Below are 13,078 nucleotides of genomic sequence, written 5' to 3'. Positions count from 1 at the left end.
TTCTTCTATGATACAATAAATATCATTAGGAGGACCTTTTATTATGGCAAGACAAAAGAAACCGGTACATCGAGTACAAATGACCGAAGGAAAACGAAACATCATCCATCAGCTCCTGGAAGAGTATGATATCCAGTCTGCTGAAGACATCCAGGATGCGCTCAAGGATCTTTTAGGCGGTACCATTAAGGAAATGATGGAAGCGGAAATGGACGATCATCTCGGCATGAAAAATCAGAACGTTCGGATAATGATGATTACCGCAATGGGTATAAGCGCAAACAGGTCAACAGCCGATATGAATCGATGGAAATCGAAGTGCCGCAGGACCGAAAATCAACATTTGAACCACAGGTGGTGAAAAAACGTCAGAAAGATATTTCTGATATTGATCAGAAGATCATTTCCATGTATGCCAAAGGAATGACTACCCGACAGATTTCCGAAACCATCGAAGATATTTATGGCTTTGAGACCTCGGAGAGTTTTATTTCCGATGTAACCGATAAAATCCTGCCACAGATCGAAGACTGGCAGAACCGGCCGTTGGACGAAGTCTATCCCATTCTCTACATCGACGCAATTCACTATTCCGTAAGAGATAATGGTGTGATCCGAAAGCTTGCAGCTTATGTGATTCTTGGAATCAACACGGAAGGAAAGAGGTTCTGACCATCAGCGTTGGCGACAACGAAAGCGCAAAATACTGGCTTTCCGTTATGAACGAACTGAAAAACCGGGGTGTCAAAGATGTATTAATCATCTGTGCAGATGGTTTAACCGGCATCAAAGAAGCAATCGCTGCTGCTTTTCCAAAAACCGAGTATCAGCGCTGTATCGTACACCAGGTAAGAAACACACTGAAATATGTCCCTGACAAGGACAGAAAAGCATTTGCAGCGGATCTGAAGACCATTTATCAGGCCGCAGATGAAAAGAAAGCGCTGGCAGTTTTAGATCGTGTAACTGAAAAATGGTCTCCCAAATATCCGAATTCCATGAAACGCTGGAAGGATAACTGGGATGCCATCTCTCCAATTTTCAAGTTTTCAACAACGGTCAGAACGGTGATTTATACCACCAATGCGATTGAATCCCTGAATTCCACCTACCGGAAGCTGAATGGGCAGAGAAGCGTATTCCCAAGCGATACGGCCCTTTTAAAAGCGCTGTACCTGGCCACTTTTGAGGCTACGAAAAAATGGACCAGTACGATTCGAAACTGGGCGCAGGTATATGGCGAACTGAGTATTATGTACGAAGGTCGTCTTCCAGAATAACGAGTAAACCGACGATTAAGACAGGCGGAAAATCGCCTGCTCTTGACATGCCATTCAACAACTGTTATATATAAAACAAGGGTGAAAAGCTCAAACTGTAAGCTCAATTTTTTACAACTTCACCGCCCCAATCCCCTCATACACTACCCCATGCCTTTCATCAACCTCCATATCCAGGTGATAATGCCCGCAGTACCAGTATTTATACTGCAGCTTCTGCTCCAGCCGATCGAAATACTCGGTCAGAATATCTTCCTTATATGAATGGATAAAATCGCCGCTGCCAAAATACCGTTCCAATTTCCCCTGTACGCTGGATGCCAGGCAGTGGGTTATCACATAATCAACCTTATAGTTCACTTTCTCAAGATTCCGAATGCCTTCCTGCATTTCTTCTTCTGTGGGCAGTTCCTGTTCCCACCAGGAGATTCCTTTGATGCGATAGGGCAGGCGGGCTTTGTTTGCGGCGATCCGTTTTTTGGCATAGTCGGGATCATGAGGATCAAGGACTCCGCCCTGAATATCGTGGCTGGAGGCCCCGCCAAAGGTGAAAAACTTCTTGCCTTCTATTTTAAACACCTGCCCCCGTTCCAGATAAATGATCTGATCGCGAAGGATATGTCGGACCTTCCCTCCGTGCCATTCTTCCAGCTGGTAGTCTTCCAGCATATCATAATTTTCGTGGTTTCCGGATACCCAGAGAATTTTGAATGGCAATCTTGACATCCAGTCTAGGTTATACTTCAGTGTTTTGTCATTTCGCTCCCAGAGTAGTCCAAAATCACCGCAGACAATGACGATGTCTTTTTCGGTCAGTTCAAATGGAAGCCGACAACGCTGCCTTTTTGTAAAGCGGCTGAAATCCGCATGGGTATCACCGGTAATATAAATCATGTTTCACTTCACCCCTTTCTTATAGATGATACAACACAACTTACGAAATCTGTATCGCTTATCCCATATGGCAGCAGGAATATAAACAGAGTCCGGCTTCTTCTAACGCTTCGGAGATCAGATAATGAGTTTCCGTTTCATCGAAATACAAATACTGAGCGCCAAAAAAGTATTCCATCACATCGGCAAGTTCTTTTCCCTCAAAGCGCTTTGCACCCTTCAGAAGCTCGTCCAGGTTATTCATATAGAAAACCTGAAGAATACTGCCTTCGCATTCCCAGGATTGCAGATAGTCCTTAACCTGAGCGTTTAAAATCTTCAGGGACACCTCCATGCTTTTTTCATCGGTATTCCATTGATCGGTTTTGTACAAATAATCTTCATAGAGATCCAGAATAAACAGGGAGTTCCATTTTTCATCGCTGCTGCTCAGGTACACTTTTTCGGAAAGAGCCTGTTCCAGTTCTGCGTTCCAGCGGTCATAATCGTCCCAGTCTTTCCACATTTTGACTCCGAGCCATTTGCTGATCACCTCATTACAGTACCAGGAATAAACTTCCATCAGATCACGGAGAGGATATTCCCGGAAGCGTCGTCCTGCCATAGAAGAGGCCAGTTCTCTGAGATATGGATGCCAGGGTTTCTCACATTCTTCTGAAGAAAGCGCGAGCCTGTGTTCTACCGCCTGTTTGATTTTTTCCGAGTTGAACTCCTTAAAAATAAAAGAAGAACTGCTGCTGTTTGTCACGAAATCTGTCCGTATTTTCATTTATGGCTTCCCCCTTTGCTTTACCTTTATCTTATCAGAAAGAGGCTGGAATGTCATTGAACTCCTGGTTAAATGACATTCCGCCGCCGCTATGTTATGCTAAGAAAAAACAGTAAAGGGAGGGACAAATATGGAAGAAAACGGTGTTTACACAAATTATTGGTGGAAGCTGTTTCCTTTATGACAGATATATCAATAATGGATTCAAAGTTGTAGTAAGCAGTTCGGATTTTGTGAGACTGTATGCTTCGGCCAGGGACGCGTTATTTCATAGAATGTATATAGATAAGATTCCGTTTTTCAATTATCCCGAGGTGCGAAGACTATCCGGAGTTTCTTTGGCTGATTATCTGGAGGTGGACAGTATTTGTAAAGCCATGCCGTTAAAAGATGTAAATGACCCTTTGGCTTACATAGATACGGCGATCGTTAATAATAGGGTTATCATCGATACGGAAGGGGATTTGCAAAAAGAAGGCAGCCTGTTTATAAGCGCTGAGGATTTTCTTCTGAATATGGATGAGATCGTGGAAAAAGGATTAAACAGAAAATGAAAAGAAAACCAGGTTGGTTCGACTTGCAAAAAGCTGTCCCAGCCTGGTTTTTGCTTATTTTGCTCCTATCTCAATCAGACATCGTTTCTTAAAGAATGCGATCCCATAGCAGTAAATCTGGTCGTAATTGTCCTCAAATTCCTGAGCATACATGCGGGTGGCAATTTGGGTTAAAGCCGCTTCGCAGGCGGTGGGAAGAGAAGCTGAGGTTTGTGCGTATTTGATTTCAAAAACGGCAACGTGGCCATTTTCCGAATCATAGACGACGACCTCACTGCGGCCTTCACCGTGTTCCCGGTTGGATTCTACGGTATATCCGGCTCCGGCAAAAATGCCTGCCAGAAAAGCATGGTAGAAGTCTTCTTTATAATCGTGATAGCTGATGGTTTTTCTGAGAAGACGGTTCATTTCTTCGGTGGCAGCAGCACAGTTTTTTGCCCAGATGGCATTAAATAGAGGCTTTCGGTTCCAGCTCCGGGCGCTGTCATCAAACCATTGAATGATCGTGGTTTCAAATATTTCACGGATCTCTGCATTGGGAATGACAAGAGCGATGGAACGGGCAGGGAGAGAAAGCGTGTCATCTTTGAGGCAGGTCAGATAACCGGTCAGGTAAAGAACACTCCAGAGATTCTCCTCAGAAGAATGGAGGTAATCATAAGTGAGATTTTCGTTGATTTCCTGTATGATATAACCGCCGGAAAGCAAGGTCTCCAGTTTCCGGGTAATACTGGAACCGGCATAGTCGATAAAAGAGCGGATGATGGCATTATCGCTGGTGTTTTTCCAGTAGCTCGAAGGCAGGGCTTTGGGATTTCGTTGAAGATCGCGCAGATAATTCATGACGTCCCAGGGGCAGTAGACATCGAAATCTCCGAAATGATACCCGTCATACCAGTTTTTTATGTCATCAGCATGATCCTGAGCGTCCGTGTCGGCAAGAAGCTGATCTACATCCTTCTGAGTGAAACCGAAGTATTCATCCAGATGGGAATCTGTAATGGTATCGGAGACGAAGTTATTGGTTCCAGTAAAGATGCTTTCTTTTGAAATCCGAAGACAGCCTGTAATGACAGCGAAACAAAGGCTGGGATTATCTTTTAAAGCGGTAATCATTATGGCACGAATGATCTCGAGCATTTCTTTATAATATCCATTGCTGCTGGCCTTGGCAAGCGGTACATCGTATTCGTCCAGAAGAAGAATTGCGCTTTTTCCATAATGCTATGTCATAAGCTGCAAAAGGAACTGAAGGGAACGGGAAACTTCCACTTCACTGGCTGAGCGATTTTTCAGCCGTTCAAAAAGTTCTTTTTCAGCAGGGCCTATTTTTTCATCAGTCAGAAGGTACTTGTGTTTTTCAAAAAGAAGTCCGATCTCATAGGCTAACTGCTGGTAGGCGGTAGAAAAAGTCAGTCCGTCAATATTTTTTAAGGAGAGAAAGACAACAGGCCACTGATTCATCCACTCTTTGCAGAAAGAGGAATCGGATGAGACGGCAAGTCCCTGAAACAGAGATTCATTCTTCTGGCGTATATCAAAAAAGTTTGCAAGCATACTCATGGCAAGTGTTTTGCCAAAACGGCGGGGACGGGTGATAAGCGTAACTTTAGCTATGGAAGTTTTTAAAAGTTCACGAATCAGCTCTGATTTATCCACATAATAGTAGTCGTTCTGGCGTATCTCTGAAAAATCAGATACACCCACAGGAATGTTTCTTTTATTCATAGAATCCTTCTTTCCTGAAAAACAGAACTTTATAAATAATCATATCATGAAATATGAGACTTTGCAAGAAAGAAGATTTTTTGAGCATAAAGTACAGAAAGAACAAATTGCCCAATCTCCATTCCTTTGTTGAAAATCCCCCGCCTCCGCGTTATAATGGGCTGGTAAAAAAGCAAGGGAAAGCAAACAAAAGAGAGGTTAGACAATGGCAATGGAAAGCACTCTGACAGCAATTGGTAAGAGCAGCGTTGATATTGATAAGGGAATTTATAATACGATCCGGCTTTTGTATCATGGAAAGAATACCTATTCTTTCTGATAAGGAGTTCATGGTATGGAGAAAAAAATGAAACAAAAGACCATGAAGCTGCGGGCGGTGGCAGTCTTTTTTGCGACGCTTCTGGTGACGATGGGCTGCGTTTTTCTGCTCAATCAGAGTCAGGAAAAACAGGCGAGACTGAAGGCAGCCTATACGGCAGAATCCACCGTGAATATGGTGGAATCCCAGCTGAATAAATATCTCGTGGAATCGGATCTGATGAAAAATGTTATGGAGTCCGGGCATGATATAACGGATGAGCAATTTAACCAGTTAGCAGCTCTGATGCAGAATGAAAACGAGGTTATTGAGGCATACGAGATGGCAAAGGACGGTATCATCAACCAGATCTATCCCCTGGAGGGAAATGAGGCGGCCATGGGTCTTGATATGCTGGAAAATCCGGAGCGTAGAATGGAGGCCAGACTGGCCAGGGACAGCAAAGAGTACACGATTGCAGGACCTTTTGAGCTGAAGCAGGGCGGAACCGGAATGCTGCTCTTCAATCCGATCTATTTCATGAAAGAGGGGAAGGAGACCTTCTGGGGTTTTTCTCTCCTGGTTATCAACTGGGAAAACTTCATCGATGAGATTGAGCTGGATAAACTGGAGGATGTGGGCTACCACTACCGGATCTGGAAGCGGACCATGTCTACCGGGGAGCGGTTTTCCATCGCTCAGTGTCAGGACGGAGGTCTTGAGAATACGATGGAGGTAGCCTGTGAGGTACCTAACGATACCTGGTATTTTGAGATTGTCCCTCAGGGCGGCTGGGTGTCAACGACGCAGGCGGCGGGAGGGTATTTTCTGGTAATTGCGCTGACCATTCTCGTGACGCTGGGTTACTGGCAGTTTGAGCTGCGGCGTTACAGGGACCAGGTGCATGCGGAGGAGCTGGAAAAAGCGGCGAAAGAAGCACAGCTGGCCAATGAGGCAAAAACGCGCTTCCTCTTCAATATGAGCCATGATATCCGGACGCCCATGAATGCGATCATCGGTTTTTCTGAATTGCTGGAAAAACATATGGATGAAAAAGAGCGGGCCAGGGATTATATCCAGAAGATCCGTTCTTCAAGTTCCTTTCTTCTGTCTCTCATCAACTATGTGCTGGAGATGGCCAGAATCGAGAGCGGCAAAGCCACACTGAAAAGGGAAGTGGGCTATTTTGAGGAGCTGAAGGAAGCGCTGAATGCAGTTTTTGAGCCGGCGGTCAGCAAAAAAGGACTGACTTACCGCTGCGAGCTTCAGGTGGAGCATGAATATGTGCGCTGCGACCGGACCAAAGTGCGGGAGATTCTTCTGAATGTTGTGAGTAATTCCATCAAGTATACGCCGGAGGGCGGCAGTGTTTCTGTGTGGATCCAGGAAGAGCCCTGCAAAAAAGAAGGCTGGGGTTCCTACCGTTTTGAGATTACAGATACAGGCATCGGAATGAGTGAGGAGTACCTGCCTCACATTTTTGAAGAGTTTACCCGCGAACGAACCAGTACGGAGAGCAAGGTGACGGGAACCGGCCTGGGGCTTCCCATCGTGAAAGCCCTGACGGAGCTTATGGATGGTTCTATCGAGGTGGAAAGCCAGGTTGGAGCCGGCACGAAGATTATCATACGGCTTCCGTTTGCTCTGGCAGATGGACCGGATCCCGAGCGTGAGAAAGAGAATGGAAGGGCAGATCTTGCGGAAATGCTGAAGGGGAAACGGATTCTGATAGCTGAGGACAACGAGCTTAACGCGGAGATTGCAGTGACGCTTCTGGAGGAATGTGGCCTTCAGGCAGAGTGGACCAGAGACGGCGAGGAATGTGTGGAAACTCTGAAAAAGAAGCCGGAGGATTATTATGACGCAGTTCTCATGGATATCCAGATGCCGAAAATGAACGGCTACGAGGCGACAAAGGCGATCCGGAACCTGCCCGGAACAAGAGGAAAGATTCCCATCCTGGCCATGACGGCCAACGCTTTTGACGAGGACCGGAAGAAAGCTCTGGCAGCGGGAATGAACGGCCATATCGCCAAACCCTTCAAGGTGGAAACCATGCTGGAAGAGCTGGAATTGGCGTTATTATAGAAAAGACCATGTTTTCAGATCAGAAGAGATCCGGGGACATGGTCTTTTTTTGAAATGGAAGGTTACAAAAATATATAAATCCGGCATATTCATGTATAGAAAAAAGCCCCGTAGGCCTGTTATAATAACAGAAAGAAAGGAGTAAAAAATCATGAGAAATGCGATTATTTTTCTGGACAGTGGAGATACGCTGGTGGATGAATCCACCGAGGTGAGAATAAAAGGTGACGTTGTAGATCACGCAGAATTTTTTACGGGAATCAAAGAAGTCCTTTTTCAGCTGAAAAATGCGGGTTTCCGGGTGGCTCTGGTGGCGGACGGCCTGGTGGAATCCTTTGATAATATTTATCAGCAGCACGAGATGGAGACTTATTTCGAGGTGCGCGCAATCTCTGAGACTGTAGGTGTCTGCAAACCAGCCGGAGAAATGTTTAAGACGGCCATGGAGAAAATGAACCTTGAAGAGGCGGACAAAAAGTATATAATTATGATTGGAAATAACCTGGAGCGTGATATCGTCGGAGCCAACCGAATGGGAATTACTTCTGTGCTGGCAGGTTACAGTCCCCGGTACCGGATGAAGCCGGAAAATGAGGAGGAAACGCCGGATTATGTGGTCTGTGATCCCAGTGAGATCCCGGCACTCATCGAGATGCTGGATAAGCAGATGGAGAATAAGAAGCAGTTAGGCTGGTGATAACGGATGGAAGATTATTTAAGAAGGGCGGCAATCTGGCCCGGAGCACCGGTCATTGACGATCCCGAGGGCCTTCTCGGGGAAAAAGTCAACCGGCTGTATATGTTTTCCCATGAACCCATCAACCGTTACTGCAAAAGAGGAGATTTTTTCCAGGAAGGAAAAATGGAAGAACGGAAAAGAAAGTATGCCGCAGCTCTTCATTCTGTGGTACAATAGACCCATCCTGATGTATGGAGGGCAAGTAAATGAAGGATTATGATTTTTTCCCGGGAGAGGGTAAGTTTTACAAGGCAAATCTGCATTGCCATACTGTGATCTCCGATGGAAAACTGACCAAGGAACAGATCAAGGAAGAGTACCAGAAAAGAGGCTATTCCATCGTGGCGTTCACAGATCACCGGACCTACGGCTACCATCCGGAGCTGACGGATGAAAATTTCATCGCGCTGGCAGGTATTGAGGTGGATGTTTCCGAGAATCCGGAAAAATGCGGCGGCTGGCCTCATGCCAAATGCTATCATCTGAATTTCTACGACGAGCATCCGGAGGAGGGAAAAGAGTTCCCGCTGCCGACCTATGTCTACGAGGATATGGCCGGACAGAACGCTTACATAAAGGAGCGGACGGAGGCAGGTTTCCTGTGCTGCTACAATCATCCCTACTGGTCTTTGCAGAATTATGACGATTACAAGGATTTCGAGGGACTCTGGGCCATGGAGATCTACAACCATGGCTGCGAGCACGACGGTCTCTACGGTTTTAATCCCCAGAGCTACGACGAGATGCTCCGGAGCGGGCAGAAGCTTTTCACCGTGGCTACCGACGACAACCACAACATTTTTCCTGTGACAGATTCCATGTGCGATTCCTTCGGCGGCTTTATTCAGATCAAAGCCTCGGAACTGACCTATGAGGCTGTGATCAAAGCCATGAAAGAGGGAAATTTCTATTTCTCCATGGCTCCAGAGATCCACGAGGCGAAGATTGAGGACGGTGTGCTGAAGGTAAAAACTTCTCCGGTGGAGAAAATTTTTGTGGTGACGGACAGCCGTGACTGCTACAAGAAACTGGCTCCGAAAGGGGAGACCATCACGGAAGCAGAGTTTCCGCTGAACGGAAAGGATGCCTGGGTGCGGATCCAGATCCGGGACGGAAAAGGAAAATTTGCGGGAACGAACGCTGTATATCTGAAATAAAAAACACAGGGACCTGAGCAGATGCGCCGGGTCCCTGAACTTATCTATGGAAGGAATGGATCATGAATCAGTTATTAAATGAGATCAGAAAAAAAGACGCGAAAGCCTTCACCCATGGGGGAAAATTTCACGCGGACGACGTGTTTTCCGCGGCCCTTCTCCTGTACCTGAACCCGGAGATTCAGATCAGCAGGGGAAATCAGGTGCCGGAAGATTTTGACGGCATTGTTTTTGACATCGGAAGAGGCGCTTACGACCATCACCAGAAGGACAGCCGGATTCGGGAAAACGGCGTGCCCTACGCGGCCTTCGGCCTTCTCTGGGAGGCGCTGGGGGCGGAGATTTTAGGCGAAGAACTGGCGCTTTCTTTTGACGAGACCTTCGTTCAGCCTCTGGACAATAATGACAACACCGGGGAGAAAAATGAGCTGGCGTCTCTCATTGGCAATTTCAATCCGGCCTGGGACGCGGAGGGAGGCACGGATGAGGCTTTTTTCCAGGCGGTGAGCGTGGCCGGGATGATCCTGGAAAACAAATTTGAGCGCTGCCGCGGAAATGAGCGGGCGGACCGTCGGGTGGAGGAGATCCTGGCGGAACAGGAGCGGGCTATCAAAGCTGGAGAAATCCCCGCGGAGAATCGACAGATTCTGATTCTGCCGGAATTTGTGCCCTGCCAGAAGCATCTCTCCGAGACGGAGATCGCTTTTGTGATCTTTCCCTCCAACCGGGGCGGCTACTGCATCCAGCCTCAGAAACGGGAATATTCCCTGAATTATAAGTGCAGTTTTCCTTCGGCATGGCTGGGCCTGGAAAATGAGGAGTTGGAGGCAGCTTCCGGCATTGCAGGGGCAGTGTTCTGTCACAAAGGCGGTTTTCTCATGACCACGGAGACGCTGGAGGAGGCGGTTCAGGCGGCAAAAATCAGCCTGGCGGAGTTTCACGAGGCTCCGGTTCTCGTAAACTTTGGGGGAGGAGAGGAAGCGGAGGCACTTCTTCAAAAGCTTCCGGGTCTGACGGGAGTGAAGATTGTCCGGATGGCGCTGCCGGAGCTTCCGGAACTTAATGAAGATGGGATTTTCACCGAAGTGGCTATGGAAAAGCAGGAATGGAAGAACCGGATTAAAGCCCAGGTGAAGGCGATTCTGAAAGAAAAGCCCGAGGCGGTCTATGTGGAAGGGGAGGTATTTTACACCTATCCGGTCGTCCATGCCCTGCGGAAAAAACATGTGCCGGTGCTGACGATGATTAAAAAAGAGGAAAGAAAATTACTCATAAAAATACCTTCTGGCTCATGAAAAATAAAATGACAGAATGTTCTTGCATTTTGTTTTTTGTGTGCTATACTACAAAGCAGAGCCGGTCTTTCCGGCGAAAGGAAAAAAGTGAATAGATCGAAGGGAAAAGGGAACGCAGTGTGAATCTGCGGCAGTCCTTGCTGCTGTAAGGGTGACGAATGGTCAATAGCCATTGGCGAAAGCTGAGAAGGAAGACCAGGAGGCTGACCCCGAGCCAGAAGACCTCCCCTTTGATTTTGAGATGTATCCGTTTCAATGGAAGACTGATGCATGTTCCAAAGAGGCGGATGAAGGTCGATCTGACGTCTCTTTTGGTTCTGTGTGTCTGGAAAATTCTTCCAGGCACTTTTTTGTGCTTATAGGGTCGAAAAGTCCTTGCACGCCTGTGCTTGCACAGAGGTGCGCAAGACCTTGAGACCCGCCCGACATGAGCATAAAAGCGGAGCGAAGCTTCGCGATATGCGAATGGCGGGGAGAGGATTGCGGGAGCTGCTTTGCAGCGGAGCAATCCGGTAAGCATTTTGTACCTACTACACCTAGCATTTAAGGAGGAAACAAATGAAAAAGAAGACCGTAAGTCTGCTGCTGAGTCTGGCTATGTGCCTGACCATGCTGCCGGGACAGAGCGTATTTGCAGCAGAGACATCCACAGAGACCGAGACCGAGGCAGCCAGCGAGAGCACTGGCAACCATGTAGAGAATCTGATCGTTGGAACCATCGCAGATCAGAACGTATTCAACTCCCTGACCCAGACCGACGCTTTCGGACGTATGAACTACAATGGCTTTACCCAGGGTGACTTCGTATACCGCGATGAGAACAACAATCTGCAGCCCTATTTCTGGAAATCCTTTGAGATCTCCGAGGATGGAAAACAGATCGATTTCACCATTCCGCTGGATGCCGTATGGCATGACGGCGAGCCGGTAACCATGGATGATGTGGTATTCACCTTTGAATATATGAGAGATGTGAGGAAAAACGGAAGCCTTCAGAATCTTACAGAAGTAAAAGTAACCGGCGATGACAGCGCATCCCTGATCTTCTCCGAGCCGGATGCTTACTACTGGATCAACTCTTCCTGCAACAACAATGCCTGCGTATACGCAAAGCATATCTGGGAAGGCATCGATGATCCGACCACTCTGGACGGACCGGAAGCAGCCATCGGCTGCGGCCCCTACAAACTGGTTTCCTACGATTCCGATGCACAGGTTTCCTACTATGAGGCTGTTCCGGAGAACGATTTCTTAGGCGAGATCACCGTTGATAAAGTAACCGTACAGAGCTATTCTGACGAGACCACTCTGATGATGGCTATGATGAACGGCGAGATCGATACCATGTATAACTATGCAAACCCGATCGACGCTGACGTCATCGACACCGTTCAGGGCACACCGGATCTCGACCTCGGCGAGAGCGATTTCACCGGCTGCTACCAGATGGAGTATGGTAAAGACAGAGCTCCGGGAAATGATCAGGCTTTCCGTGAGGCTGCTTCCTATGCAATCGATTACAATCAGCTGGCAACCACCATCAACGGCGAGTACGGAAAGGTTCCGGGAAAAGGTGTGATTCCGCCTTCCTGCAAAGGATACGACGAGAGCATCGGTTCTCTGGAATTTGACGCTGACAAGGCAGCCGAGATGCTGGATGAAGCTGGCTACAAAGATGTGGACGGCGACGGTTACCGTGAGCTTCCGGACGGAAGCCCGATGGATCTGACTGTGATCCCGCAGTACAGCTCCAAATCCATGGATATGAGAAACCGTATCGCAGAGGTTATCATGAACAGCCTGGACAAAGTTGGCATTAAGAACCATGTGGATAACGACAGCCTTTCCAACAGTGAAGTTTGGGAAGATACCGTTACCAAAGGAAACTATGATATCTCCATCACTCTGACCACTTCCGGAGTGGCTTCCTACAGCACCGCTTTCCGTTACTTCATGGGCGAGCTGAGAGACGGCGAGAGCTCCTGGCTCTGGGGAACCATCCGCGATGACAGCTTCCGTGATACCTATTATGCAATGACTCAGGCTGTCAACGATGATCAGTACGTCGAGAACTGCAAGAAACTGCAGAACTATGTGGCTGATAGCATGTCTGCTGAGGCTCTGTGCTGGGAGACCGCATTCTTCCCCTACCGCACCGATAAATATACCGGATGGGAAAATTATCCCTCCTGGGGTGCTGTTCATGCGACAACCTGGTATCGTCTGACAGCAAAATAATCACAAACGAATGTTTTCCGCCGGGATCCTTTCGGGTT

General features: G+C 47.5%; 9 protein-coding genes, 2 pseudogenes and 1 riboswitch. Of the genes and pseudogenes, 8 read left to right on the top strand and 3 right to left on the bottom strand.

Features of this window, described 5'->3' with window-relative positions; genetic code table 11:
* Positions 1 to 43: 43 nt before the first annotated feature.
* A pseudogene (locus LKD71_RS05260) lies at positions 44 to 1,280 on the top strand (IS256 family transposase).
* Positions 1,281 to 1,391: 111 nt separating this feature from the next.
* On the opposite strand, the gene LKD71_RS05255 reads toward LKD71_RS05260, so the two are convergent.
* Both LKD71_RS05255 and LKD71_RS05250 read right to left on the bottom strand, forming a co-directional pair.
* Positions 1,392 to 2,174 (bottom strand): metallophosphoesterase family protein, encoded by a 783-nt coding sequence (locus tag LKD71_RS05255; protein ID WP_227614634.1) that lies wholly within the window; start codon positions 2,172 to 2,174, stop codon positions 1,392 to 1,394.
* A 58-nt stretch (positions 2,175 to 2,232) separates the two neighbouring features.
* On the bottom strand, positions 2,233 to 2,943 hold the full coding sequence (locus tag LKD71_RS05250) for a hypothetical protein (protein ID WP_227614633.1): 711 nt from the start codon (positions 2,941 to 2,943) through the stop codon (positions 2,233 to 2,235).
* 338 nt (positions 2,944 to 3,281) lie between these two features.
* Between LKD71_RS05250 and LKD71_RS05245 the strand changes: the two genes are divergently transcribed.
* Positions 3,282 to 3,497 (top strand): hypothetical protein, encoded by a 216-nt coding sequence (locus LKD71_RS05245; RefSeq protein WP_227614632.1) that lies wholly within the window; start codon positions 3,282 to 3,284, stop codon positions 3,495 to 3,497.
* 54 nt (positions 3,498 to 3,551) lie between these two features.
* On the opposite strand, the pseudogene LKD71_RS18495 reads toward LKD71_RS05245, so the two are convergent.
* Positions 3,552 to 5,225 (bottom strand): annotated as a pseudogene (locus LKD71_RS18495) (AAA family ATPase).
* Between the two features lie 334 nt (positions 5,226 to 5,559).
* Between LKD71_RS18495 and LKD71_RS05235 the strand changes: the two are divergent.
* From LKD71_RS05235 to LKD71_RS05210, 6 genes are all read left to right on the top strand, one after another.
* A complete protein-coding gene (locus LKD71_RS05235) occupies positions 5,560 to 7,611 on the top strand; it encodes an ATP-binding protein (RefSeq protein WP_227614631.1) in 2,052 nt (683 codons plus the stop codon).
* 151 nt (positions 7,612 to 7,762) lie between these two features.
* Positions 7,763 to 8,308: an HAD family hydrolase gene (locus LKD71_RS05230; protein ID WP_117767408.1), complete on the top strand. Its 546-nt coding sequence runs from the start codon at positions 7,763 to 7,765 to the stop codon at positions 8,306 to 8,308.
* A 6-nt stretch (positions 8,309 to 8,314) separates the two neighbouring features.
* Positions 8,315 to 8,527: a hypothetical protein gene (locus LKD71_RS05225; protein WP_117767407.1), complete on the top strand. Its 213-nt coding sequence runs from the start codon at positions 8,315 to 8,317 to the stop codon at positions 8,525 to 8,527.
* 29 nt (positions 8,528 to 8,556) lie between these two features.
* On the top strand, positions 8,557 to 9,507 hold the full coding sequence (locus LKD71_RS05220) for a PHP domain-containing protein (RefSeq protein WP_227614630.1): 951 nt from the start codon (positions 8,557 to 8,559) through the stop codon (positions 9,505 to 9,507).
* A gap of 62 nt (positions 9,508 to 9,569) precedes the next feature.
* Positions 9,570 to 10,802 carry an MYG1 family protein gene (locus LKD71_RS05215; protein WP_227614629.1) on the top strand — a complete coding sequence of 411 codons (1,233 nt, stop codon included), beginning with the start codon at positions 9,570 to 9,572 and terminating at the stop codon, positions 10,800 to 10,802.
* Positions 10,803 to 10,845: 43 nt separating this feature from the next.
* Positions 10,846 to 11,047, top strand: a riboswitch (cobalamin riboswitch).
* A 313-nt stretch (positions 11,048 to 11,360) separates the two neighbouring features.
* Positions 11,361 to 13,040 carry an ABC transporter substrate-binding protein gene (locus LKD71_RS05210; RefSeq protein WP_227614628.1) on the top strand — a complete coding sequence of 560 codons (1,680 nt, stop codon included), beginning with the start codon at positions 11,361 to 11,363 and terminating at the stop codon, positions 13,038 to 13,040.
* Positions 13,041 to 13,078: the final 38 nt, after the last annotated feature.

This window comes from Fusicatenibacter faecihominis (genome assembly GCF_020686945.1).
GTDB classification, from domain to species: Bacteria; Bacillota; Clostridia; order Lachnospirales; family Lachnospiraceae; genus Limivivens; species Limivivens faecihominis.
The sequence above is the reverse complement of the archived record's forward strand: the minus strand, read 5'-3'. Positions and strand labels throughout refer to the sequence as shown.

Excerpts from the sequence above, each read along its gene's own strand:
- LKD71_RS05230 (WP_117767408.1), top strand. The coding sequence starts at position 7,763 with ATGAGAAATGCGATTATTTTTCTGGACAGTGGAGATACGCTGGTGGAT.
- LKD71_RS05255 (WP_227614634.1), bottom strand. The coding sequence starts at position 2,174 with ATGATTTATATTACCGGTGATACCCATGCGGATTTCAGCCGCTTTACA.
- LKD71_RS05220 (WP_227614630.1), top strand. The coding sequence starts at position 8,557 with ATGAAGGATTATGATTTTTTCCCGGGAGAGGGTAAGTTTTACAAGGCA.
- LKD71_RS05225 (WP_117767407.1), top strand. The coding sequence starts at position 8,315 with ATGGAAGATTATTTAAGAAGGGCGGCAATCTGGCCCGGAGCACCGGTC.
- LKD71_RS05250 (WP_227614633.1), bottom strand. The coding sequence starts at position 2,943 with ATGAAAATACGGACAGATTTCGTGACAAACAGCAGCAGTTCTTCTTTT.
- LKD71_RS05215 (WP_227614629.1), top strand. The coding sequence starts at position 9,570 with ATGAATCAGTTATTAAATGAGATCAGAAAAAAAGACGCGAAAGCCTTC.
- LKD71_RS05235 (WP_227614631.1), top strand. The coding sequence starts at position 5,560 with ATGGAGAAAAAAATGAAACAAAAGACCATGAAGCTGCGGGCGGTGGCA.
- LKD71_RS05210 (WP_227614628.1), top strand. The coding sequence starts at position 11,361 with ATGAAAAAGAAGACCGTAAGTCTGCTGCTGAGTCTGGCTATGTGCCTG.